The organism is Yoonia vestfoldensis, from assembly GCF_002158905.1.
In the GTDB taxonomy this organism is placed as follows: Bacteria; Pseudomonadota; Alphaproteobacteria; order Rhodobacterales; family Rhodobacteraceae; genus Yoonia; species Yoonia vestfoldensis_B.
This window is the reverse complement of sequence record NZ_CP021431.1, coordinates 1,079,373-1,102,856: the sequence shown is the minus strand read 5'-3', so window position 1 is coordinate 1,102,856 and position 23,484 is coordinate 1,079,373. Positions and strand designations below refer to the sequence as shown.

Below are 23,484 nucleotides of genomic sequence, written 5' to 3'. Positions count from 1 at the left end.
TCAACGCCAGTCTGACCGGACGCATACCGGGAAACCGAATATGCCAATAAAATAAGTGAGTGCAAAGAGCTGTAGGGTCTGCGCACTGAGGTGCTCCTCGGCATCGTTGGCTGTCACAGTGACAAGGAGCGGATAGGATATCCCGTAGCCAACCGCAAAGAGAACAGCCACCAGCATGTACAGCGGAAAACTTGCGCCGCTGAAGATGAAGATCACAACGCTGACACACATCACATACAACAGCACCGCAATCGTGCGATACGGGTTTGTTCCATCCTTGAAACGCGACAAAATCAAACGAAAAACCACAACTGTAATGGTATAGATCAAGAAGAAACTGGCGTAATTAAGGCCCCTTGCATCTGCGAACACCGTTTGAAAATTGATCATTCCAGCGAAGACACTGGCCCCGAGGCAGATCATCATGATCGGCAGGAACGAGCGCGATGCGATGACGCCCGACAAAGCGGCGCGTGTGATCCTCGAAGGCAGTTCGGCCCGCGGGTTGATCGCGTGTGCCTTGATCGGGCGATCGAGAAACAAAAACAGGATGGCACTGACGATGCACAGGGCCGCAGTCACGAAAAATGCATGGCGCACGGAAAATCCGGCACCTTCAAGGACAGCTGCCAGGACAGGGGAAAGACCAAAGCCTGCCATGACGAACACCGAAAGGAGGGTAAAAAAGCGTACGCGCATGTCCGCGTTGACAAGCCTCGACAGTACAACAGGACCGAGCGAATAAGTGAGCCCCCACCCAAACCCCAACAAGAGGCTGGCCACGACCAAACTGATCCCAACGACATCAACAAAGCCATAAAGAAGAAGGGAAACGGATATCGCAATGCAAGCCCCGCTCAACGTGCGCTGTCGTCCAAAATAGTCAGACAGATGACCTGAGAAGTAGACAGTCACGATAGTTGAGATCGTCGTCGCAAAAAGCATGCTGCCCACGACTTTTTCATCAGCCCCGAAACTGTCAAACAGCCTCGGCAGCATAAAGGTGAGGCCATATGCTCCAGCTTGCAAAAAGATGGCCGTGAAGAATAAAACGTAGAGATATCCTCGCGACATTTTCACGATCCTAGAGAGTACTTCTTTACATGGTATTCAAGATGTCAGAATTTCTGACCAGTTTTTTTCCAGATTGCCTGGACTCCGATGATCTGGAATTCCGGATTCATTCCGTTTCGTTGTTAAGTCTTCGTTTCTTTGACCAATACCACCCGAGCTATGTCATCGCAGCGGGCGGCGGGTCTGCGCAACGCAGTGCTGTATGCGGCACTGTGATGTTCGTCGGCGGCTACGTAAAAACCAGCGTGCGCTGCCCGCTCAGCATGACGCGTCCTTCAAGGTGCATCTTGACTGCGCGCGCCAGAACCCGCGCTTCGATATCACGGCCGACCGCCACAAGATCGTCCGGGGTCATGGAATGGGCGACTCGCTCAGCCTCCTGCTCGATGATCGGCCCTTCGTCGAGGTCGGCGGTGACATAGTGCGCCGTGGCCCCAATGAGCTTGACCCCACGTTCATGCGCCTGGTGATAGGGCTTGGCCCCCTTGAAGCTGGGAAGGAACGAGTGGTGAATATTGATCACCCGCCCCGATAGCGCGCGCGAAAATTCGTCAGACAGCACCTGCATGTAACGCGCCAGAACCACCAGATCGGCGTCTGTTTCCTCGACCAGCGTCAGCAGTTCCGCCTCGGCTTCGGCCTTGGTTTCACGGGTTACAGGCAGGTGGTAAAAGGGCAAACCTTCGTGTTCCGCGATGCGGCGCGCATCTGGATGGTTCGAAACGATGGCCACGACTTCAGCATCGAGCCAGCCAACACGAACTTGGTACAGAAGATGCAGCATTGCGTGATCAAAGCGCGACACCATGATGAGCAGGCGCGGCTTGCGTGCCGTATGGCGGAGGTTCAAATCCATATCAAACTGCACCTTGATCGGTGCGAGCGCGTCGAGGATGCGGGTCTCATCGCCGTCCTCTGCCAGAAACGCAACGCGTAGGAAAAAGCGATCACTCTGGCGATCCCAGAACTGCGCGGTCTCGACGAGATTGGCCCCCTGGGAGGCCAGCGCGGACGTCACCGCCGCCACGATCCCCGGTGCCGCGTCGCAGGATAGTTTCAGGATGAATTGTGGTTCGGATGGCTCCCGCAAAACTGGATTTGGCTCAGCATTCCGGCAGGTTGACAGCAAGGCCTCCAAGGCTCGTCTCCTTGTATTTGGTGTTCATGTCTTCGCCGGTCTGGCGCATGGTCTCGATGCAATTGTCGAGCGGCATGAAATGCGTACCGTCCCCACGCAGCGCGAGACTTGCAGCGCTGACCGCCTTTATGGCCCCCAGACCGTTGCGTTCGATGCAGGGCACCTGCACCAGCCCAGCGGCGGGATCGCAGGTCATGCCAAGGTGATGCTCAAGCGCGATTTCAGCCGCGTTTTCAATCTGTTCATTTGTGCCACCAAGTGCTGCGCACAGTCCGGCTGCTCCCATGGCCGAGGCGCTGCCAACTTCGGCCTGACAGCCACATTCCGCCCCAGAGATCGACGCGCGGTGCTTGATCAGCCCGCCAATGGCCGACGCCGTCAGCATCATCGTTTCCACACCGGCATCAGTGGCCCCGATGCAGTGGTCGCGGTAATAGCGCACGACCGACGGCACGACACCGGCCGCGCCGTTGGTGGGCGAGGTGACAACACGGCCCCCGGCGGCGTTTTCTTCGTTCACGGCCATTGCGTAGACCGACAGCCAGTCATTGGCGACATGCGGCTGGCTGCGGTTGTTTCCGCGTTCCGCCAGAAGCTGTTCGTGCATCGCTTTGGCGCGCCGCTTGACGCTCAGCCCACCGGGCAGAATGCCGTCTATCCGAAGGCCGCGGTCGATAACGGCGTTCATCACGTCGCAGATACGGGTGATCTGACCAGACAGCTCGCGTGGCTGGATGTTCTGATGGGCGCATTCATTCGCGCGTTTCATCTCAGCGATGCTCTTGCCCGATGCGCGGCCCATCTCCAGCATCTCGGCTGCTGATCCGAAGGGATAGGGATAACCCATCGCCTCCTTCTCGGCGTGCAGCGTCTTCGTCTTGGCGGCCTTTTCGGTCTCAAGCTCGGCCTCGGTCACGACAAATCCACCGCCAACCGAATAGTAGGTCTGCGTCATGTAGGGATTCCCGCGTTCGTCGAACGCGCTCAGTACGAGCCCGTTGGCATGGCCCGGCAAAGGTGGGCCAAAATCAAACACAAGATCGCTCTCGGGGTCGAAATCGAGCGTACCCAGCCCCGGCGGGCTGATGCGTTTGATGCGGCGGACTTCGGTCTCAAGTTCTTCGGCAGCATCGGGATCAAGCGAGGCAGGCAGATACCCGATCAGCCCGAGGATGACCGCGCGGTCCGTTCCGTGGCCCTTGCCCGTAAAGGCGAGCGACCCATGAAGTGAGGCCCCCAGGCGGGTCAGCGTGCCCGCTCCGGGAATTTTTTCGGCCCCGCCGCGCAGATCGTCGAGGAAACGCGCGGCAGCGGTCATCGGCCCCATCGTGTGCGACGAAGAAGGGCCGACACCGATCTTGAAGATGTCGAAAACCGACAAGAACATGACTTACACGCCGTCAGTGTAGATCGGGTGGGCTTCACAAAGCGCGCGCACCTCTTCCAGCACCGCTGCCTCGACAGCGGGGTCGCCTTCAGGATTCGCCGACAACGCGTCAATCACCATGAGAACCAATTCACCCACCTTGCGGAATTCGGCCTCGCCAAAGCCGCGCGTCGTGCCTGCGGATGTGCCAAGGCGCACGCCGGAGGTGACAAAGGGTTTTTCAGGATCAAACGGAATGGCGTTCTTGTTGCAGGTCAGCCCGGCCCGTTCGAGTGCGATTTCCGCCGCCTTGCCAGTCACACCTTTGGGGCGCAGATCGACCAGAACCATGTGGCAATCTGTGCCGCCCGACACCACGCCCAGACCGCCCGCAACCAGCACCTCAGAAAGCGCACGTGCATTGGCAATCACATCCTTTGCATATTGCTTGAACGAAGGCTGTAGCGCTTCGCCAAAAGCCACGGCCTTGGCCGCAATCACATGCATCAGCGGGCCGCCCTGATTGCCAGGGAACACGGCGGAGTTGAACTTCTTGGCCAGTGCTTCGTCATTGGTCAGAATGATCCCGCCACGTGGGCCGCGCAACGTCTTGTGCGTAGTCGAAGTCACGACATGAGCATGCGGCACCGGATCAGGATATTCGCCCGCCGCGATAAGGCCCGCGTAATGCGCCATGTCGACCATTAGATAGGCACCGACTTCGTCGGCAATGGCGCGGAATGCTGCGAAGTCCATGTGCCTTGGATAGGCCGACGCGCCCGCGACGATCAGCTTTGGCTTCGTCTCAAGCGCGACTTTGCGCACGTTGTCCATGTCGATGAGTAGATCGTCCTTGGAGACCTCATAGCTGACCACATCGAACCATTTGCCCGACATGGTGACGGGCGAGCCGTGCGTCAGGTGCCCACCATGCGCGAGGTTCAGCCCCATGATCCGGTCGCCCGGTTTCAGCAGGGCAAGGAACACGGCCTGATTGGCCTGCGCGCCGGAATGCGGCTGTACGTTGGCAAAACCCGCGCCGAAGAGCTCTTTGAGACGGTCGATGGCGATCTGCTCGACAGTGTCGACATGCTCACACCCGCCGTAGTAGCGACGACCCGGATAGCCCTCGGCGTATTTGTTGGTAAGCACCGATCCCTGCGCCAGAAGCACATCGCGGCTGACGATATTTTCAGATGCGATCAGTTCGATCTGGGTTTGCTGGCGGTCAAGCTCAAGGCTGAAGGCATCAGCAATGACGGTGTCGGTGATGCGGGTGGTTTTAGCGGAATCGAGCATGGGTTGGGTCCTTTCAGACATAAGGAAGGGGTCGCGCGCTTTGTCAGGGCGCGTCAGTTGTACGGTTGAGGTCGGGCGTTAAAGACCGATAGCCAATTCGCGCGCAGCGATTTCAAGCAGGCCGTGCACATGCGGAAAGAACGACCGCCAGACTTCAATGCGGAAAGCGTCTTCGCCATCGCGGATCAGCACAACTTGGGCATAGTCGAACACCGTCCGCTTGGCGCTGCCGATGGCCATGTGCGACAGGTCAAGTGGGCACGCCACGGACAGCAAATCCAAGGCAGCAGGACCAGTGACACTGATGGTCAACTCACGGTCCGAGATCACCACAAGGCTGTGTGGTGTCTTTTCGCGCACGGCGTTAAAGGCCGCGACAATCGCCTGCTGGTCAGCCTCTGCGGCGTGCAGCAGCCACTCGTCAGGACCAATGCAATAGGCCGCGCGGTCGTCCTTGCGTGCGCCTTGGCCGATCTTGGCAGGCAGGGTCAGCCCAAAGGCTTTCGAGGCCGCGGCCAGATCGTCGGGGGCGATGCGCAGATTGAAGCGGGCCAGTGGCGGCAGAACCGCAACGGACACGGCATCAAAAGATGTCACGGGAGCATTCATAGTCTTGTCCTCCTCATTCGACCTTCAGGCGGTCACCCGCGGGGTCATAAAACACGGTTCCGGTGACCTTGGCAGCGACGGTTCCGCCGCTTTCGGTCGGGATGTGCAGAGTGTCGTCCATGCGATCAAAGCCACCTTCGACCACCGCCATGGCGATGGAGCGGCCAAGCGATTCCGACCAATAAGACGAGGTCACGTGGCCGATCATCTTCATCGGTTTGGCCTGCTTGGGGTCGGCCACGATCTGCGCGCCTTCGGTGAGGACGGTCTTGGGATCGTCGGTCAGAAGTCCCACCAACTGCTTGCGCCCCGGTGCCACGATGTCGGGGCGATCGAGCGAGCGTTTGCCGACAAAATCAGGCTTCATCTTGCCAATCGCCCAGCCAATGCCCGCATCCTGCGGTGTGACCGTGCCGTCGGTGTCCTGACCCACGATGATAAAGCCCTTTTCGGCGCGCAGCACGTGCATGGTTTCGGTGCCATAGGGGCAGATGTCGTATTGCTGACCAGCGGCCCAAAGTTTTTCCCAAAGCGCCTTACCATGACGCGCGGGTACGTTGATCTCAAAGCCAAGCTCGCCGGTAAAGCTGATCCGGAAGAGCCGCGACGGGAAGCCTGCAACGGTGCATTCCACAACCGCCATATGCGGCATCGCGTCAGCAGAGATGTCCGCGCCTTCGACAAAGGGTTGCAACAGCTTGCGCGCGTTGGGACCGTTCAGGGCGATGGTCGCCCATTCTTCGGTGGTCGAGGTCAGCCAGACCTTGAGGTCGGGCCATTCGGTCTGCAGGTAATCTTCCATCATGTTGAGCACACGCGCGGCACCGCCGGTTGTGGTGGTGACATGGAACAGATCATCGCGCATCCGGCCAATCACGCCGTCATCGCGGATGAACCCGTCTTCGCCCAGCAACAGGCCGTAGCGTGCACGCCCGATGCCCAGCTTGGTCCAGGGGTTGGTGTACATCCGGTTCATGAACTCGGTTGCGTCGGGGCCAGAGACTTCGATCTTGCCCAAGGTGGAGGCGTCAAACATGCCAACGCTTTCGCGCGTTGATTTGCATTCCCGCGCCACGGCCTTGTGCATATCCTCACCGGCATGCGGGAAGTACCACGCGCGCCGCCACAGCGCGACTGGCTCGAATTCTGCGCCGTTTTCTTCGGCCCACGCGTCGATCGGGGTTTTGCGCGTGACTTCAAAATGGGCCCCCTTGTGGTAGCCCGCAAATGCGCCAAACGTTGTCGGCGTATAAGGCGGGCGGAAGGTGGTCAGACCGACTTGCGGGGCCTCTTTACCAAGCGCATCTGCGGCGATGGTCAGGCCGTTCATGTTGGACAGTTTGCCCTGATCGGTCGCCATGCCGTTGGTGGTATAGCGCTTGACGTGTTCGATCGACTTCATGCCTTCGCGCACGGCCAGACGAATGTCCTTGGCGGTCACGTCGTTCTGGAAATCGACAAACGCCTTGGCCTTGCCGGGGCTGCGATCTGTTGGCAGTTCCTTTTGCGTGATGCCGGTCCCGGTGCGGTCGTCTGCAACCTCGTAGGTCGCAATGCCCGCGGTGCCACCCAGCGATGTGACCGCATCGGCGCCTGCCTTGGTGCCGTCCTCAAGGACCGAGGCGATGCCCCAAAGCCCGCGACCGGCCCCTGCGATATGCACGTCTTCGGTCTTGTGACCGGGCAGGTAGGCCTTGGCCTCTGCGTCCCAGTCCAGCGATCCCTTGGTGTGCGAGAACAGATGCAGCGATGGTGTCCAGCCACCGCAGACCAGCACGGCGTCACAAAACAGCAGGTGCGCCGCACCCACCTTGCCGTTGCGCACAGGATTGACGCGCAGCGCCTTGACCCGGAGGCGGCCCTTGGTGCCCGTCGCGGTGTAGCTGAGATAGGTTTTGATGCCGCGCGACGCCGCTTCGTCCTGCAACGCTTGGGCAACATCTTCGCGCGTGTCGATAATGGCGACCACTTTCGCGCCTGCATCGGCCATATCAAAGGCGCTGTACCACGCGCTGTCATGGCTGGTCAGGACAACAGGCTCTTTGCCCACCAACACGCCAAAGCGGTTGAGAAAGGTCTGTGCCGCCCCGGCCATCATCACACCGGGTGTGTCATTGCCGTCAAACACCATGGGTCGTTCGATTGCGCCTTGGGCCAGCACAACTTCCTTGGCGCGCACCCGCCACATCCGTTCGCGCGGCGCGCCGTCGGGCACATCGCCCATGTGATCGGTCAGTTTCTGAACCAGACCGATCATGTTCTGATGATAATACCCCATCGCCGTGGTGCGCGTCATGCGGCTCACATTTGGCATCCGGTCCAGTTCGGCCATGGCCCCATCCAGCCACTCCCACGCGGGCTGGCCGTCGATCGAGACGGTTGGTTCGGACAACAACGTGCCGCCCATTTCCGAGTTCTCGTCCACCAGCACAACTTTGGATCCCGAACGCCCTGCTGCCAAAGCAGCGGCAATGCCGGATGGGCCAGAACCTACAACCAGCACGTCGCAATGCAGATAGCGGCTGGCATAGGTGTCGGGGTCAACCTCGGTTGGGGCTTTGCCCAGACCAGCGGCCTTGCGGATCAGCGGCTCATAGACCGAATCCCAGAAGCTGCGCGGCCACATGAAGGTCTTGTAGTAAAACCCGGCCGAGAACAGCATGTAGAGACGGTCATTGATCGCGCCCAGATCAAATTTGAGACTGGGCCACTTGTTCTGGCTCTCGGTTTTCAAACCGGGGTAGATTTCCTGGATCGTGGCACGGGTGTTAGGCTCGAACCGGCCTTTGCCACGGGTCGTGCCGATCAGCGCGTTTGGTTCTTCCGAACTTGCTGTGACGACGCCGCGTGGGCGGTGATACTTGAAGCTGCGTCCCATCAGGTGCACGCCATTGGCGAGCAGCGCCGAAGCAACCGTGTCGCCCTCAAAGCCCTGAAACGTCTCGTCGTCGAAGGTGAACTTGACCGGCGTGTTGCGGTCAACGCGGCCACGGCCCTTTACACGATACTCGGTCATTCTGCGGCCTCCAATTTGCTCGTGTCGGGGCGGGCCTCTCCGGCCTTGTAGGTGGTGACGAAGCGGTCACTTACGGTGTCGCGCAGCGCGTTGAAAAAGCGCCCGCAGCCGTTGATGTGACGCCAGCGTTCGGCATGCACGCCCTTGACGTTGGTGCGGATGAACAGGAAATCGCGCCATTCCTCGTCGCTCAGCTTGGACGGATCGGCGGGGCGGGTGATATGCGCTTCACCGGCATAGGCGAATTCCAGTTCTGGAAGCGTGTCGTCACAATAGGGGCAATGGATCAAAAGCATGTTTTTGTCTCCTTAGTGCGCAACGGCAGCAGCGGCGGCTTCGTCGATCAGACGACCCGTCGTGAAGCGTTCGAGGGTGAAGGGGGCATTGATCGGGTGCGGCTCGTCCTTGGCCACGGTCCAGGCCAGCGTATGCGCCGCACCCGGTGTTGCCTTGAACCCGCCGGTGCCCCAGCCGCAATTGACATACAGCCCCTTGACTGGCGTCTTGCCCAAAATGGCCGACCGGTCGGGCGTTACATCGACGATCCCGCCCCATTTGCGCAGCATCCGCATACGGTTGAAGATCGGGAAGACCTCGCAAATCGCCGCAACCGTGTGTTCGATCAGCGGCAGACCGCCGCGCTGAGAATAGCTGGTGTACTGGTCTGTGCCCGACCCGATCACCAGCTCACCCTTGTCGGACTGGCTGATATAGGCGTGCACGGTGTTTGACATCACAACGCAGGGGAAGACCGGCTTGATCGGTTCGGACACAAGCGCTTGAAGCGGGTAGCTTTCCAGCGGCATGCGTACACCCGCGCTGTCCATGACCACAGATGTGTGGCCAGCGGCAGACACCGCAACCTTCTTGGCCTTGATGAAGCCTTTGGCGGTATCGACACCTTCGACCGACCCGTCGACCCCGCGCCGGATCGCAATCACCGGGCAGTTCTGGATGATGTCCACACCAAGCTTTGCCGCCGCACGGGCATAGCCCCAGGCCACCGCATCATGCCGCGCGGTGCCGGCGCGTTGTTGCAGCGCCGCGCCCATCACCGGGTAGCGCGCATCAGGCGAGATGTTGAGCGGCGGGCAGAAGGCCTTGGCCTCTTTCGCGCTCAGCCATTTGTTGTCCACACCATTCAGACGGTTGGCGTGAATGTGGCGCTGGAAGCTTTGCACGTCATGCACATTATGCGCCAGCATCATCACGCCGCGCTTGGAATACATCACATTGTAGTTGAGTTCGGTCGACAGGTTTTCCCACAGATCCAGCGCATGATCAAACAAACGTGCGCTTTCGTCATAAAGGTAGTTCGAGCGGATGATCGTTGTGTTGCGCCCGGTGTTGCCACCGCCCAGCCAACCTTTCTCGATCACCGCAACATTGGTGATGCCATGTTCCTTGGCCAGATAATAGGCCGCCCCCAGGCCATGCCCACCCGCGCCGACGATGATCACGTCGTATTCTTTCTTGGGCTGCGAATCCGGCCACTGTTCGGGCCATTTCTTGTTGCTCGTCAGAGCATTCTTGAGGAGCGAAAGGCCCGAAAAATGTGTCATTTGGGAAGCCTCGAATTTGTAAGGAAGCGGTCTGTTCTTCTTTCTCATACCCTTCTGTAAGATCATTGTATTATTGCGCCAAAATCTTAGTATATTTTCGACGCAACCCCTGCTGGAATGACCGAAATGAACCCAAAACCTGCCCTGAAGATCGGCCTCATTTTGGCGCGGCAATTCACCTTGTCGGCATTCGCAAATTTCGTGGATGTTCTGCGGCTCGCGGCAGATGAAGGTGATCGTTCGCGCCCGATTAGATGTTCCTGGCGCGTTGTCTCTGCGACGATGAATCCGGTGGTATCAAGCTGCGGAATTCCAGTTCAGCCCGATCAACGTCTGGGCGATCCGAGCGAGTTTGATTACGTGGTTGTGGTGGGGGGATTGATCTCGGCCATTGAAAATCTCAACCCGGACTATATCGCCTATCTCAAGCGCGCGGCTCTGGCCGATGTGCCAATTGTCGGCGTCTGCACAGGTGCGTTTATCCTGCATAAGGCGGGCTTGATGGATGGTTATCGCTGTTGCGTGAGCTGGTTTCATCACAACGATTTTCTGGAACAGTTCGACGGGCTGATTCCGATCTCGGACCAGATCTTCGTCGTAGACCGCAATCGTCTCACCTGTTCTGGCGGGGCAAGTTCGGCTCATCTGGCTGCCTATCTGGTGGACCGACATATCGGGCAGGCAGCGGCGCGCAAAAGCCTGAACATCATGATCATTGATGAAGCGCAGACGCCGGAAAACCCTCAGCCCGGTCTGCCGCTTGAATTTGCCACATCGGACAAGCTGGTCAGGAAAGCGTTACATCTGATCCGCCAGAATGTGGCGACCCCGTTGACAGTCAATCAATTGTCAAAACGCCTGAAAATCAGTCGAAGGATGTTGGAGCGCCATTTCGGCGATGCGTTGCAACTATCGCCTGCGGAGGCCGGTCTATCGGTCCGGCTGGCTGTCGCACGCCACCTGCTGAGCCGTACCGATCATTCCGTCACCCATATCGCGGCCGCGACAGGGTTTTGCGATGCGTCGCATTTCGGGAAGGTCTTCCGCACCCGCGAAGGCGTTCCCCCCGATGCCTGGAGACAGAAAAATCGCGCGGATGGCGCGCGTGATCTGTTAACGTAATGGTGCCTCATTCGTCGAACCAGCCTAGTCCGATTGCCGTGGGCAGGCGCGGTCTCACCCGCCCACGGATTTTTGGTTAAGTCGTCTCGCCGACCCCCGCTGATTTCTCCGCCCTGTGCTCCAGCGACAGGCAGCGAACGATGGCCACGCACATGAGCACCATGATCAATGAGAACGGTAGTGCTGCAATGATGGCCGCCGTTTGCAATGTGCTAAGCGCAGCACTTCCGCCTGCCACCAATAAAACCGCTGCCACAACTCCTTCGAACGTGCCCCATATGAACCGATGACGAAACATCGGGTCCTCGTTGCCTTCACTGAGGATCGTGGCCACAACCAGTGTGCCGGAGTCCGAGGAGGTCACGAAATAGGTTGTCACGAGGATCGTGCCAAGCACACCGGCCACCACCCCAATCGCTCCGACTTCCATCGCTTCGAAGGTCGCGAAGAGCGCCATCGAGACGTTTGCACTCACTGCATCTGACACGCCACCGGGACCAAAGAGTTCCGCCCAGAGCGCAGTCCCGCCATAGGCCACAATCCAGACAAAGGACAAGAGAGACGAAACGCCGACGACGCCAAAGATGAATTCACGAACGGTTCTGCCCCGTGAAACGCGCGCGACGAAGACACCGACAAAGGGCGCCCAAGAGATCCACCAACCCCAATAGAAGGTCGTCCACCAGCCCTGCCACATATCGCTCCATCGGGCCGCCTCGGCGGGCACGCTTTCGACATAAACGTTAAACGAAAACAGTCGCGTTACGTAAGACAGTGTAGCGTCACCCAGACTGACAAGCAGATACCGCGTCGGCCCCCAGGCAAAGAAGAAGACTAGTAGGACGATCGTCAGCCACATGTTGACCTGAGATAGCCACTTTATGCCCCGGTCCAGACCCGAAAGAACCGAACACAATGCAACGGCGGTGATGACAGCGATCAAGACAAGCTGGACTGCCTCCGAAATCGGAACATCCCAGATATGGTTTAGACCCGCGTTGATCTGCGTAACGCCGAGACCAAGCGAAGTGGCGATGCCAAAAATAGTCGCGAACACTGCAATCACGTCGATCACGACGCCGAGCGCCCCTTCGACCCGATCCCCAAACAGCGGGTAGAGGGTGTAGCGGATCCCAAGCGGTTTTTTCAGCCGGTAGCTGACAAGACAAAGGGCCAGTGCGACTATGCAATAGATTGCCCAGGCATTGAGGCCCCAGTGGAAGAAGGTGACCTGAAGCGCCATATCCGCCGCTGCTTGATTGCCTGTGCCTTCAGCAAACGGCGTGCCTGCGGAATAATGGAACATCGGCTCGGCGATCGACCAGAAGATAATGCCAATCCCCTGCCCGGCAGCATAGAGCATGGCGAACCAGGTGAAGTAGCTGTATTTCGGTCGCTCATCCGCATCACCAAGCCGGAGAGAGCCATATTTGCTGACGGCAATCGCGACCAAAAAGACGAGAAAAACACCCGATAGAACAACGTACCACCAGTTGAAGTAGAAGGTAACGAATGTCCGGGCTGAATCAATCCAATCTGCCGAACTGGTCGGAAACGCGAGCACAAGAAAGACAAAAAGCAGTATGATGCCCGCCGAAATTAAGGACGAGTACGGATTTACGCCTCTGAAGACTCCAGATCGAATAAGCATGATAACCGCCCCCGTTGTTCGAATTGATTGCGCGGATCGTAATCTCACGCGCGCGCTGATGTTAGACCAAACTCACTTGTTCTCGCCAGGCAGCACGTGACAGCTTCCGGATTCCCAATGCACGACCACTTTCGAGCCGGGATGCAGATTGAGCACCGACAATTCGTCATGGCTTTTCTGTACTTTAAGCTCTTGGCCGCCAGCGGTCTCGAGAAAGACCATTGCCGTGCCGCCAATGAATTCCTCACCCGCAACGCTGGCTTCTATCCCGGGTTGGCCACTGTCTGGCAAGCTCAACTGCATGTTCTCCGCGCTGACGATGAAAGTGACTTTTTGGCCCTGCCTGGCATCCGGCAGCTCGCTCTTTCCCAAGATAGTCTCTCCGCCCTCATAGGCGACCTGCCAGCCATCTGCACCGGCCGGGCCCTGAACCACACCATCAAAGATGTTGGCGGAGCCCAGAAACTCCGCGACAAAGCGATTATATGGCTCGCGATAAATTTCTTCAGGCGTTCCGATCTGTTCGATCTGACCCCGGCTCATGATGACCACACGATCGGCCATGGAAAACGCTTCTGACATGGAGTGTGTCACATAAACAAATGTAATCCCCAGATCCTTTTGCAGATTTGACAAGACAGCCTGCATGCGCACTTTGAGGTGTGCATCAAGCGCCGAGAGAGGTTCATCCAGCAGCAGGATCTTCGGCTCGGTCACCAAGGCGCGAGCCAAGGCCACACGTTGCTTTTGACCGCCAGACAGCTGATTGATGTTGCGGTTCGCAAACTCTGTGATCTGCATCTTCTCGAGCCACTTTTCCGCGCGCTGCCGACGTTCCTCTTTGCCAACACCCCGCATCTTGAGCGCAAACTCGACGTTTTCCTGAACAGTCAGAAACGGGAACAAGGCCAAAGATTGCCAAACCATCGGTGTATCGCGATCCCACGTGGCTTTGCCGTTCACCTTCTCGCCATCAAGATAGATTGCGCCTTCAGTGGGATCTTCCAAGCCTGCAAGCATACGCAGCGTCGTGGTTTTGCCACAACCAGATGATCCCATGATGGCCAGGAACTCTCCGCGACCAATCTCGAAATCAGCTTTTTCGACTGCAGTGAAATTTCCGAACCGCTTTACGACGTTGTCGAACTTCACGATCGCTTCTGATTGCTGTTCCATTTGTGCGTTCGCTTTCATTATTTTTCCTCCTCCGGGCTGCGCAGCAGAAGCTGGGCCAAAATGATCAGTGTCATTGAGCTCAGGAAGGCGAGTGAGCCGATGGCGTTGATACGCGGGCTGACCTGACCTTGCAGGAAGCCGAGAATCTTCACAGGCAATGTTTCGTTGAGGCCCGACACGAACCACGCGACCGCAAATTCATCGAACGAGACTGCCATGGTAATGAAGAGCGCGGCAAAGATCGCAGGCTTGGTGAACGGGATGATCACATAGCGAAGAGTCTGCCATTGATTGCCGCCCATGTTCCACGATGCCGCCTCAAGGTCAGGGTCCATCTGCGACAGGCGCAAGCGGATGATGGCCATTGCAAACGGGCTGCACATCACACCGTGCGCGATGATGACGGAAATGGTCGTACCGGACAGGTTAACACGGCTCAGGAAGGCCAGCATGGCCAACCCCATGATCACGACCGGAATGGTCGGTGGCAAAAGTGCGAGAGCTACGTAGACGGATTTACCGGTGAAATTGTACCGGTAATCCGTATACGCCCCGCCGAAGCCCAGGATGGTTGCAATGACAGCGACGGTCAGCCCCACGACCAGTGTATTGCCGAAGCCCTGCCAAACCAGCGGGTCTTCCCAGATCAGACGGTACCATTCGGTCGAGAACTCGCCTAGAGGCAGCGACGGGAAGCGGTCGGAGTTGAGCGAGAACACAAAGCTTCCGGCGATCGGGGCAAATATGAACAGCAGGCAAAGCACGATGTGCAGTTTTAGCAGCGCGTTGATTATGCGGTTTTCGTTACCCATCTCATTTGCCCCGCTCTTTATACGCATAGGTGACTGCCGCGAATGCTGCCGTGAGCAGCGTGATAATCATCATGATCGCAACCACCGCCGCGCGGGGCCATTGCTGACCGGACTTGGTGAAATCGGTGATCATGATCGACAGTGTCGGAGGGTTGCCGCCCCCAAGATACAGCGGGCTGACGAAGTCTCCAAAACTGAGGATAAAAGCAAACAGCGCAGCGATCACAAGACCCACTTTGGCTGATGGAACAATCACCGCAAAAACCGTCCGCAATCTGCCACAGCGCAGGTTATGCGCAGCCTCGATCAGGTCGCGATTGACGAAGTTTAGGCTGAATGTCTGCAACAGAACAACCAAGGGCAAAGTCAGCGTCACCATGCCCACGATGATCCCAAATGCGTTGTTCAACATCGGGAATGGCCCAAGACCAATATACGCGAATGCCGCGTTTAGGATGCCCGCATCAGACAAGAAGACCTGGAGCGAATAGACCCGGACAAGATAGCTGGTGAAGAACGGAATGATGAGAATAAAGATCATCCACCGCTTGGCTTTCTCACTCATCTTGAATGAAATCGCATAGGACGCCGGAAAAGCGATAATACTGGTGACCACGGCTGCTGTCGTAGCAAGGACCATGGTCCGGAAATAGGCGTCCCAAAACACACCACGTGACAGGACACGCTCCCAATTTCCAAAGTTGAGGTCGGGCGTCATCTGAAAGTTGCGCACTGTCCAGAAACTGATCGCGACCAGAAACAGGAGCGGAAAAAGAAAGAACAATAACTGCCAGAGCAGCAGCGGCATCGACAAGATCAATGAAAAAAGTGTTGGTCGCTTGGTCATATCAGATCCCATAGCTGAGCAATCCGGCGTCTTGTTGGGGCGCGAAAAACCATGCGCCCCAACTCAAAGGCGCCTTACGCGCCTTTGTAGTCGGACCAAAAATCATTCCAGTCTTCGAGGCTTTGCTGAACCGGAAGCTGACGATACTGGATCAACCCTTCACGGATCATGTCCATCGCATTGCGCTGTCCCAGAACCATGTTTTGGCGCTGTGCCTCGGCAGGATTGGTCTCATTGAGCACGCGCCATCCTGCCTGCGAGGGCACGATAGCCGGATAGGCTGCCATGTCAGCAGATTTCGCCTGGCCTTCCGGGGAGGTGATGTACTGGATCCACTTCTTGGCCATTTCCTGATTTTGTGAGCCTTTGCCGATCGAGAAGCTCTCGGTCCACTGCAAGCCACCTTCCTTTGGAATGACGCTGCGTACCGGACTGCCGTTCTTTTCCAGGGTACCGGTGATCCAGTCACCGATCCCTGCAAAGGCCAGCATTTGCCCGTTGTCGAGCGACGAGAAAGTGCCGCCATAATCGAAGAAGCCGCCAGCTTGACGGCGCAGGCCCATGGTATGCTCCTGCACTTTTTCCCAAGCCGCTTCGTCGATGTCGTAAGGCGATGAATTGCCGACATGCAGGCTCATCTGTCCCAGGTTGGGCAGGTGCCAGTCAAAATGGCCGAGCTTTCCGGTCAACCGCTCGTCTGCAAAAAGATCGTAGCTGGAGGCCTCTTCTTCGGTGAAAGCATCCGTATTGTAGGCTACGCCGAGGAAGCCAAATCGCGTGATGACGGAATAGAGCTTGTCGTCCTGCCAATGGCCAGGGAACTTCTGGAATTCGGGGAAGAAGTCGTCAAAGGCGTAGTCAGCGGGATCCAGTTCTTCGATGTAGCCAGCAGCGTTAAGCTGCTGCACATATTCGCCATCCGACAGGATCACATCAAAGGTACCGCGCGGGGATTGCGCGATCAGGCCCAGCATGTTGTCACCGCCGGTGTAGTATTTAGGCACGAACTTGACGTTGTTGGCCTCTTCGAATTCGCCAACGATATCGGGCTCTGCGTGACCATACCAAGCAAGCATCGACAATTCAGTCGTTTGCGCCGCCGCACGGATGGACAGGAAAGGCGTTGCCAAGGCTGCGGCACCTGTCATCTTCAGCAGACTGCGGCGACTTGGTCGGATCAATTTAGTGGACATCGGATTACTCCTTGTTGGGATTATTATCTTTTTTTGATGGGAGGATCAGCTTGCACTCGCCAGTGCGGCGGCTTTGCCGAACTCGTTTGTGAGCGCCGCAATAATGCCCTTGGTGCACACATCCAGAAGGATATCGCCCTTTTCGGCGGTAGCTTCTTTTGGTGAGGACAGCGTCCCACTTGCTGGTGTCCATTCCGGCTTAGCCGGGTAGACGTCGTAGGGCGGAAATGTTGCCGGGGCGTGCTCGACCGCGTTTTGAAGTGACACGAGATCGGGGTGCAAACGCAGCATCAGGGACGTTTCCAGAACCCCTCCATGCTCGATGTCCCATCCGAGAAAGCCGTCCGGATACAGCTTCTCGATCGACGCCTGATCCACAAAGTCCCAATAGGACAGGACCACGACCTTGACGTCATGGATGTCGCCCCAGCCCAGTTCGCGCAAGGCAAGGTCAATCGCTTCTGTGATGAACCAGGAATTCTCAAAGTGGCCATTGACAATGCACAGATTGCGCACGCCGTGACGCACGAATTCCTTGACCACGTCCTTGAGCGCGTTCACCAAAGTCGCGCCATCAAGGCTGGTCGTGCCGGGAAAGAAGTTTCCGCCACCGGATTTCTGGTGCGATTTGTATCCGTAGGTGAACGGCGGCGCTACAAGGGCGCCGACCTGCTCGGCCACGCGGCGGGCGAATTCGGTCGGCAAAAGCACATCGACATGCATTGGCATATGATGGCCGTGCTGTTCCATTGATCCGAGCGGGATCAGGATGGGCACATCGCCGTTCTGGACTCGCTTCTGGTAGTCGGGCCAAGCCATTTCGGCGGCGAAAACTGTAGAATGTGGCATTGCACCCCCTGCATCTGAAGATCGTCAGACCTTAGGGCAGCTTGCCTTGCCACAGAAATTCATAGTAACAATGCTTGGATAAGGATTGTTAATGATGCGCAAATTCACCAACCTGCAAACTGACCTGCTGCGGACCTTCGTGACTGTGGTCGACCTACGCAACTATACGGAAACCGGGAATATTCTCGGGCGGACGCAGCCGGCAATATCCTTGCAGATCAAGCGCCTTGAAGAGGTTGTCGGTGCCAAATTACTAAAGCATGAAGGCAAGCAAGTAGAGTTGACGCCGGACGGGCAGACCCTTCTGGGCTATGCACGGGAGATGCTGCGCCTCAATGACCGGGCAGTTGCCAATTTGCAGCAGGCAGCCTTTCTTGGAACACTCAGGATTGGCTTGCCGGTCGACTATTCAATAGAGTATTTCCAAAGCGCTATTGCCAAGTTCTCACACGAGAACCCTGCTGTCTTGTTGGACATTCGCTGTTACCGAAGCCGTGAGCTTCTTGCAGCTCTCCATGTTGATGACCTCGATATGACCATTGCCATCACGGATGAAATGCCCGCGCCCCACGTCTCCATCTACTGGTCGGAACGTCCGGTCTGGGTCTGCGCCCGCGATCACAAGATCGATCCGGATCAGCCACTCAAGGTGATCGCGCATCCCGACGGCTGTTTCTATCGCAAGCGTATGATCGACGCGCTTGATACCGAAGGGCGCGATTGGCGCGTGTCCTTCGAAAGCCTCGGCGTCGCAGCTCTCCAAAAGGCAGTCTTGGATGGCATGGGTGTCACCGCGTTAACAAAGAAGACGTTGCTGCCCGGTATGCGGGTCCTCAGCGCCAGCGATGGCTTCCCGAAATTGTCAAAGATCCACATTGGGCTGTTCTACAAGCACATAAAGATGTCCGATGCCGCGCTGAAACTGATCGAGCAGATCACGGAGGATGTGTCATCCTTCCGCCTGCCGACGCATGCTCGCGCCAGATAACGAGCACTCCCACCGAGGTAAATTTATAATCCTTATGGTAAGATGATTGCAATTAATTTTTCGTCGCATCGCCACACTGCTACGCAGACAAGGTCACTGTTAGCAGAGAGGAATATCGACAATGGACGACATGCTCCACGTCATGGAATGGCACAACGGCGAGAAGGAGTTCTCGCCCTTTTCAGATAACGAAATGGCCCGTCGCCAGAACGAATTGCGCGACTGGATGGGCAAGAACGATGTCGATGCATCGCTCTTCACCTCCTATCACTGCATCAACTATTATAGCGGATGGCTGTACTGCTATTTCGGTCGTAAATACGGCATGGTCATTGACCAGAAGAACGCCACGACGATCTCTGCCGGCATCGACGGCGGCCAACCCTTCCGCCGCAGCTTCGGCAACAACATCACATATACTGACTGGCGTCGTGACAACTTCTACCGCGCGATCCAGCAACTGACACCGGGTGCCAAGCGCATCGGTATCGAATTCGACCACGTGTCGCTGGAATATCGCCAACTGCTTCAGGATGCCCTGCCGGGCGTCGAGTTCGTTGACGTCGGCCAGCCCGCCATGTGGATGCGGACGATCAAGTCGGACGAAGAAATCAAGCTGATCAAAGAAGGCGCGCGCGTCGCCGACGTTGGCGGTGCTGCTGTGGCCGCTGCGGTCAAGGCCGGTGTTCCCGAGCACGAAGTCGCCATTGCCAGCACCAATGCAATGATCCGCGAGATCGCCAACTCCTTCCCGTTTGTCGAATTGATGGACACTTGGACCTGGTTCCAGTCCGGTATCAATACCGACGGCGCGCACAACCCGGTGACCAACAAGAAGGTGCAGTCCGGCGAGATCCTCAGCCTCAACACCTTCCCGATGATCTTTGGCTACTACACGGCCCTGGAACGCACACTTTTCTGCGACCACGTTGATGATGCAAGCCTCGATATCTGGGAGAAGAACGTGGCGGTGCATGAACGTGGCCTCGAGCTGATCAAGCCCGGCGCGCGCTGCATGGACATCGCGATCGAGCTCAACGAAATGTATCGCGAATGGGACCTGCTGAAGTATCGTTCGTTCGGATACGGCCACAGCTTTGGCGTTCTGAGCCACTACTATGGCCGCGAGGCTGGTGTAGAACTTCGCGAAGACATTGAAACGGAGCTCAAGCCCGGAATGGTCGTATCCATGGAGCCCATGGTCATGATCCCGGAAGGTCAGCCTGGCGCTGGCGGCTACCGTGAGCATGACATCCTAGTGATCGGCGAGGACAATACAGTCGAGAACATCACCGGCTTCCCATTCGGCCCCGAGCACAATGTCATCAAGAACTAAGATCAGTGCTATCTCGGTAGCAAACAATATTGCTATGATCAGCGCCCTGATGGCGCTGGTCATAGCGGTAACCCTCCTATCGCGTGAAACCCAAAAGCATGGCTACACAGTGATTGTGCGTGGGGCGGGCGTACCGATCTTCATTCAAACGAACAGCGTCGACTGAACTATACTGGGCCCAAAGGGCCAGATGACCGTTTCGTTTCCTGACGGCATGCGCTGCCAGGAAACTATTCACTTAGACAAAATTCGGTGTGGAAATGCGTATCCAAGCCCTAGAAGAGCTCCTAGGCGCAGCAAGAACAGCCTATTACGGTCGCGCGCGTGATCAAAAATCTATCAGTTTGCTTGAACAGGTTTTTGACGCCCTTGAGACGCCTGCTCCGCAATCACAGTTTGAAAGCGGTCGGCTTCCCGTCTGTCGCTATCTCTCAGATATATCGCTGTCATTGGACTCTGACGACTCAGATCTTCGACAATTGATGCGGGCCTTCATGGCCATTGAACCAGCCCTCCAATGGCGTCGCCGTCAGGGGGATTGCACCGGCGCAAGCGAAGGTTTTTCTGAGAACCATGCCAATGCAATGCTTGTTGGCCCAGAAGGCCTTGAACTCCGAGAAGACGTCTGGCTCGGAGTGTCGCTCGTGGGGCCGAACGTGCGGTATCCCGATCATAGGCACCTACCCGAAGAAACCTATCTTGTCATGAGCCCCGGTGATTTTCGTCAGGGTCGCAACGAATGGGTCCATGTGGCCAACGGCGAAACCTTCTACAATCCGAAGAGTATCGTGCACGCGATGCGGTCATCCGACCGTCCACTCCTCGTTTTTTGGGCTTTGAAGGAATAGCCGGACACGATGGGGCTTTGCACCAAGACACCTTGAAAAGGTTCAGCAGCGATTTCGCCACCAGCTTCAAATGATGATCAATGGAGAGCAACAGCTCAACGGTCAGATAGCTGAATAGCCCCGATTTGACACGAGAAACAACCGAAAGGCATAGGACCATCACACATCCGCTTTTGACCCAAGACCACATCGACGCCTAGGCCCGCGACGGAGTTTTCCTTGTCAAAGGTCTGTTCAAGTATCAGGTCGAAGTACTGCGCGCAGGTGTTGCACGCAACATGGCTGAGCCCGGCCCCTATGCTGCCGAGATCCTCAAGGAAGGCGAAGGCGGGCGATTTTTTGACGATTATTGCAACTGGATGCGCATCCGTGAATTCGAGGATGCAGTCAAGGCATCACCCGCCGCTGCGGTTGCAGCCGATTCGATGGGGTCAAGGACCGTCCAGATGTTCCACGATCATATGTTGGTTAAGGAACTGGGCACCTCAAAGCCGACGCCATGGCATCAGGACAGCCCCTATTACTTTGTCGAAGGCGAACAAACCGTCAGCTTCTGGTCGCCCCTTGATCCGGTTCGCCAAGCGTCCCTGCGCTGTGTTGCCGGATCGCATCGCTGGGGAAAGCCCGTCCTGCCAACGCACTGGCTGGCCGAGACCAATTTTTGCCCCAATGACGACGACTACGTGCCCGTCCCAAATCCTGACGCTGAGGTCATAGATGTCCGCGAATACGAAATGGAACCCGGTGATGCAGTGGCGTTCAACTACAAGACGCTGCACGGAGCACGCGGGAATGAGAGCGGCACCCGCAGCCGTGCATTTTCCCTGCGTTTACTGGGAGATGATGCTCGTTATGTGGAACGTCCTGGTCCCACATCGCCCCCCTTCCCCGGCCATGACATGAAACTGGGCCAACGCCTGCGCGAAGATTGGTTCCCGATACTGCTGGATACTGCAAACCAACGAATGTGATGTGAACAAAGGCGAAGTTTACCATCCCAAACGGCCAGACCTTGAGCCAGCTGCTGCGTTTGGCCGTTGGCGGACCAGCTCGATCATGTCCGCTACGAAGCGCTCTGCCTGAGCGTGAGGCTGAAGCAGATATTTTCGGATCGAGTGATGTTGCCCCGGACATGACTAGCCCGCAATTCTGATAACCGCCAAAAGCCCTATAAGGCGCGACAGAAGGCGATTTAACTTTGCACACATAATGCACACGACCCCGCTTAACCCATTGAATATAAGTATGAACCCGTCCAGTCCATCATAGGGGCAACGCTGAGGCGCCAAGGAACGTTATGGGGCAATGATCTGTCCATTGCCGTGGTTTAACGAAGGTCGCGCAGCAGGGCCAGCGCATGTTTGCGCCCAAAGCGGCCGGATGCCCGCGCAGGCTGCGACGATCATGCAGGGATTTGCGCGGATTTCTGGGCGCTTATGGCTCGTCTTCGGCACGATTGTGGTGTAGGTGCGCGGGCAAATCCAACGAAAGCTTTTGCCGTGCAGACACCTTATTATCTTATCGACAAATCCAGTCTGCTGCGCAACCTCGAGAAAATCTCTTGGCTGCGCGATGCCTCGGGGGTGAAATGTCTGCTGGCGCTCAAATGCTTTGCGACATGGTCGGTTTTCGATTTCATGGCAGAACATATGGATGGATCAACCTCGTCATCGCTCTACGAAGTCCGTCTGGGGCGTGAAAAATTTCCGGGCGAAACCCATGCCTATTCGGTTGCCTATGCCGATCACGAGATCGCAGAGGTCCTGGCCCATGCGGATAAGGTCATTTTCAACTCGATCGGGCAATTGACAAAGTTCAAGGATGTCTCGCAAGGGCATCTGCGCGGGCTGCGGGTCAATCCGGGGGTCTCGACCTCGGAATTCGATCTGGCCGATCCCGCCCGCCCCTTTAGCCGGCTGGGCGAACATGATCCCGCGCAAATCGCGGCGGTCGCCGATCAGATCAGCGGGTTGATGTTTCACAACAATTGCGAAAACGACAGCTTTGAGCGGTTCGACGAAATGCTGCGCCTGATCGAGGATCATTTCGGCGCGATCATCCATCAGATGGACTGGATCAGCCTGGGCGGCGGCATTCATTTCACCGGCGCGGATTACCCGCTGGAAAAACTTGCCCAGCGTCTGGCGCAATTCGCGCAAAGATTCGGCGTCCAGGTCTATCTGGAACCCGGCGAAGCGGCGATCACCGGGGCGGCCACCCTCGAAGTCACGGTGCTTGATACGATGCATAACGGCAAGAACCTGGCTATCGTCGACAGCTCGATCGAGGCGCATCTGCTGGATCTGCTGATCTACCGCGAACCCGCCAAACTGGCGCCGAACACGGGCGCGCATGAATGGATGATCTGCGGCAAATCCTGTCTGGCGGGTGACATATTCGGTGAATTTCGCTTTGACGCGCCACTAAAAGCCGGTGACCGCCTTTCGTTTCAGGACGCCGCTGGGTACACGATGGTCAAGAAGAATTGGTTCAACGGGGTCAAAATGCCCAGCATCGCGATCCGTGAACTGGATGGAACGATACGGCTGGTGCGCGATTTCAATTATGATGATTTCGCCGCCGCCCTGTCCTGACTGA

At 57.2% G+C, this 23,484-nt stretch carries 19 protein-coding genes and 1 pseudogene; 6 read left to right on the top strand and 14 right to left on the bottom strand.

The genetic code is table 11. From position 1 onward, the window contains the following. The 8 genes from LOKVESSMR4R_RS05400 to LOKVESSMR4R_RS05365 form a co-directional block, all read right to left on the bottom strand. Entirely contained in the window at positions 1 to 1,074 is a 1,074-nt protein-coding gene (locus LOKVESSMR4R_RS05400) for an MFS transporter (RefSeq protein WP_087206639.1), read from the bottom strand. Positions 1,075 to 1,303: 229 nt separating this feature from the next. Then, a complete protein-coding gene (gene purU, locus LOKVESSMR4R_RS05395) occupies positions 1,304 to 2,212 on the bottom strand; it encodes a formyltetrahydrofolate deformylase (protein ID WP_110549028.1) in 909 nt (302 codons plus the stop codon). Next, positions 2,178 to 3,599 carry an L-serine ammonia-lyase gene (locus LOKVESSMR4R_RS05390; protein ID WP_087206638.1) on the bottom strand — a complete coding sequence of 474 codons (1,422 nt, stop codon included), beginning with the start codon at positions 3,597 to 3,599 and terminating at the stop codon, positions 2,178 to 2,180. Before LOKVESSMR4R_RS05390 ends, purU begins: the two co-directional genes overlap by 35 nt. A 3-nt stretch (positions 3,600 to 3,602) precedes the next feature. Next, positions 3,603 to 4,877: a serine hydroxymethyltransferase gene (glyA, locus tag LOKVESSMR4R_RS05385; protein ID WP_087206637.1), complete on the bottom strand. Its 1,275-nt coding sequence runs from the start codon at positions 4,875 to 4,877 to the stop codon at positions 3,603 to 3,605. Between the two features lie 78 nt (positions 4,878 to 4,955). Further along, positions 4,956 to 5,486 carry a sarcosine oxidase subunit gamma gene (locus tag LOKVESSMR4R_RS05380; RefSeq protein ID WP_087206636.1) on the bottom strand — a complete coding sequence of 177 codons (531 nt, stop codon included), beginning with the start codon at positions 5,484 to 5,486 and terminating at the stop codon, positions 4,956 to 4,958. Between the two features lie 13 nt (positions 5,487 to 5,499). Next, on the bottom strand, positions 5,500 to 8,502 hold the full coding sequence (locus LOKVESSMR4R_RS05375; protein WP_087206635.1) for a sarcosine oxidase subunit alpha: 3,003 nt from the start codon (positions 8,500 to 8,502) through the stop codon (positions 5,500 to 5,502). Continuing rightward, positions 8,499 to 8,798 carry a sarcosine oxidase subunit delta gene (locus LOKVESSMR4R_RS05370; protein WP_087206634.1) on the bottom strand — a complete coding sequence of 100 codons (300 nt, stop codon included), beginning with the start codon at positions 8,796 to 8,798 and terminating at the stop codon, positions 8,499 to 8,501. Before LOKVESSMR4R_RS05370 ends, LOKVESSMR4R_RS05375 begins: the two co-directional genes overlap by 4 nt. A gap of 12 nt (positions 8,799 to 8,810) precedes the next feature. Then, on the bottom strand, positions 8,811 to 10,064 hold the full coding sequence (locus LOKVESSMR4R_RS05365; RefSeq protein WP_087212678.1) for a sarcosine oxidase subunit beta family protein: 1,254 nt from the start codon (positions 10,062 to 10,064) through the stop codon (positions 8,811 to 8,813). A 126-nt stretch (positions 10,065 to 10,190) separates the two neighbouring features. On the opposite strand from LOKVESSMR4R_RS05365, the gene LOKVESSMR4R_RS05360 reads away from it, so the two are divergent. After that, positions 10,191 to 11,186: a GlxA family transcriptional regulator gene (locus tag LOKVESSMR4R_RS05360; protein WP_087212675.1), complete on the top strand. Its 996-nt coding sequence runs from the start codon at positions 10,191 to 10,193 to the stop codon at positions 11,184 to 11,186. Positions 11,187 to 11,262: 76 nt separating this feature from the next. On the opposite strand, the gene LOKVESSMR4R_RS05355 is transcribed toward LOKVESSMR4R_RS05360, so the two are convergent. From LOKVESSMR4R_RS05355 to LOKVESSMR4R_RS05330, 6 genes are all read right to left on the bottom strand, one after another. Beyond that, complete coding sequence (locus LOKVESSMR4R_RS05355) at positions 11,263 to 12,837, bottom strand: BCCT family transporter (RefSeq protein ID WP_087206633.1); 1,575 nt, start codon at positions 12,835 to 12,837, stop codon at positions 11,263 to 11,265. Positions 12,838 to 12,909: 72 nt separating this feature from the next. Continuing rightward, positions 12,910 to 14,031, bottom strand: a complete 1,122-nt coding sequence (locus tag LOKVESSMR4R_RS05350; RefSeq protein ID WP_204248727.1) for an ABC transporter ATP-binding protein — start codon at positions 14,029 to 14,031, stop codon at positions 12,910 to 12,912. After that, positions 14,031 to 14,825, bottom strand: coding sequence for an ABC transporter permease (locus LOKVESSMR4R_RS05345; protein ID WP_087206632.1), 795 nt, complete (start codon positions 14,823 to 14,825; stop codon positions 14,031 to 14,033). Before LOKVESSMR4R_RS05345 ends, LOKVESSMR4R_RS05350 begins: the two co-directional genes overlap by 1 nt. 1 nt (position 14,826) lies before the next feature. Beyond that, a complete protein-coding gene (locus LOKVESSMR4R_RS05340) occupies positions 14,827 to 15,672 on the bottom strand; it encodes an ABC transporter permease (RefSeq protein ID WP_087212671.1) in 846 nt (281 codons plus the stop codon). A 74-nt stretch (positions 15,673 to 15,746) separates the two neighbouring features. Then, a complete protein-coding gene (locus LOKVESSMR4R_RS05335; RefSeq protein ID WP_087206631.1) occupies positions 15,747 to 16,865 on the bottom strand; it encodes a polyamine ABC transporter substrate-binding protein in 1,119 nt (372 codons plus the stop codon). Between the two features lie 45 nt (positions 16,866 to 16,910). Further along, the gene (locus LOKVESSMR4R_RS05330; protein ID WP_087206630.1) at positions 16,911 to 17,714 is read right to left on the bottom strand and encodes a creatininase; all 804 of its coding nucleotides are present in this window, start codon (positions 17,712 to 17,714) and stop codon (positions 16,911 to 16,913) included. A 91-nt stretch (positions 17,715 to 17,805) separates the two neighbouring features. On the opposite strand from LOKVESSMR4R_RS05330, the gene LOKVESSMR4R_RS05325 reads away from it, so the two are divergent. The 5 genes and pseudogenes from LOKVESSMR4R_RS05325 to LOKVESSMR4R_RS05305 all read left to right on the top strand — a co-directional run bounded on the left by LOKVESSMR4R_RS05325 (position 17,806) and on the right by LOKVESSMR4R_RS05305 (position 23,480). Further along, positions 17,806 to 18,702 (top strand): LysR substrate-binding domain-containing protein, encoded by an 897-nt coding sequence (locus LOKVESSMR4R_RS05325; RefSeq protein WP_237331912.1) that lies wholly within the window; start codon positions 17,806 to 17,808, stop codon positions 18,700 to 18,702. Positions 18,703 to 18,823: 121 nt separating this feature from the next. After that, positions 18,824 to 20,038 (top strand): M24 family metallopeptidase, encoded by a 1,215-nt coding sequence (locus LOKVESSMR4R_RS05320; protein WP_087206629.1) that lies wholly within the window; start codon positions 18,824 to 18,826, stop codon positions 20,036 to 20,038. A gap of 260 nt (positions 20,039 to 20,298) precedes the next feature. Beyond that, positions 20,299 to 20,886, top strand: coding sequence for a dimethylsulfonioproprionate lyase family protein (locus tag LOKVESSMR4R_RS05315; RefSeq protein ID WP_087206628.1), 588 nt, complete (start codon positions 20,299 to 20,301; stop codon positions 20,884 to 20,886). Between the two features lie 158 nt (positions 20,887 to 21,044). Then, positions 21,045 to 21,857 (top strand): annotated as a pseudogene (locus LOKVESSMR4R_RS05310) (phytanoyl-CoA dioxygenase family protein). Positions 21,858 to 22,385: 528 nt separating this feature from the next. Further along, positions 22,386 to 23,480, top strand: a complete 1,095-nt coding sequence (locus LOKVESSMR4R_RS05305; RefSeq protein ID WP_087206627.1) for a carboxynorspermidine decarboxylase — start codon at positions 22,386 to 22,388, stop codon at positions 23,478 to 23,480. The last annotated feature ends 4 nt before the right edge of the window (positions 23,481 to 23,484 follow it).

What these genes read in the sequence shown, in the direction of transcription:
- LOKVESSMR4R_RS05365 (WP_087212678.1), bottom strand. Translation starts at nt 10,064, where the DNA reads ATGACACATTTTTCGGGCCTTTCGCTCCTCAAGAATGCTCTGACGAGC.
- LOKVESSMR4R_RS05325 (WP_237331912.1), top strand. Translation starts at nt 17,806, where the DNA reads ATGATGCGCAAATTCACCAACCTGCAAACTGACCTGCTGCGGACCTTC.
- LOKVESSMR4R_RS05335 (WP_087206631.1), bottom strand. Translation starts at nt 16,865, where the DNA reads ATGTCCACTAAATTGATCCGACCAAGTCGCCGCAGTCTGCTGAAGATG.
- LOKVESSMR4R_RS05320 (WP_087206629.1), top strand. Translation starts at nt 18,824, where the DNA reads ATGGACGACATGCTCCACGTCATGGAATGGCACAACGGCGAGAAGGAG.
- LOKVESSMR4R_RS05330 (WP_087206630.1), bottom strand. Translation starts at nt 17,714, where the DNA reads ATGCCACATTCTACAGTTTTCGCCGCCGAAATGGCTTGGCCCGACTAC.
- LOKVESSMR4R_RS05340 (WP_087212671.1), bottom strand. Translation starts at nt 15,672, where the DNA reads ATGACCAAGCGACCAACACTTTTTTCATTGATCTTGTCGATGCCGCTG.
- LOKVESSMR4R_RS05370 (WP_087206634.1), bottom strand. Translation starts at nt 8,798, where the DNA reads ATGCTTTTGATCCATTGCCCCTATTGTGACGACACGCTTCCAGAACTG.
- LOKVESSMR4R_RS05375 (WP_087206635.1), bottom strand. Translation starts at nt 8,502, where the DNA reads ATGACCGAGTATCGTGTAAAGGGCCGTGGCCGCGTTGACCGCAACACG.
- LOKVESSMR4R_RS05315 (WP_087206628.1), top strand. Translation starts at nt 20,299, where the DNA reads ATGCGTATCCAAGCCCTAGAAGAGCTCCTAGGCGCAGCAAGAACAGCC.
- LOKVESSMR4R_RS05390 (WP_087206638.1), bottom strand. Translation starts at nt 3,599, where the DNA reads ATGTTCTTGTCGGTTTTCGACATCTTCAAGATCGGTGTCGGCCCTTCT.
- LOKVESSMR4R_RS05350 (WP_204248727.1), bottom strand. Translation starts at nt 14,031, where the DNA reads ATGAAAGCGAACGCACAAATGGAACAGCAATCAGAAGCGATCGTGAAG.
- glyA (WP_087206637.1), bottom strand. Translation starts at nt 4,877, where the DNA reads ATGCTCGATTCCGCTAAAACCACCCGCATCACCGACACCGTCATTGCT.
- LOKVESSMR4R_RS05355 (WP_087206633.1), bottom strand. Translation starts at nt 12,837, where the DNA reads ATGCTTATTCGATCTGGAGTCTTCAGAGGCGTAAATCCGTACTCGTCC.
- LOKVESSMR4R_RS05380 (WP_087206636.1), bottom strand. Translation starts at nt 5,486, where the DNA reads ATGAATGCTCCCGTGACATCTTTTGATGCCGTGTCCGTTGCGGTTCTG.
- LOKVESSMR4R_RS05400 (WP_087206639.1), bottom strand. Translation starts at nt 1,074, where the DNA reads ATGTCGCGAGGATATCTCTACGTTTTATTCTTCACGGCCATCTTTTTG.
- LOKVESSMR4R_RS05345 (WP_087206632.1), bottom strand. Translation starts at nt 14,825, where the DNA reads ATGGGTAACGAAAACCGCATAATCAACGCGCTGCTAAAACTGCACATC.
- LOKVESSMR4R_RS05360 (WP_087212675.1), top strand. Translation starts at nt 10,191, where the DNA reads ATGAACCCAAAACCTGCCCTGAAGATCGGCCTCATTTTGGCGCGGCAA.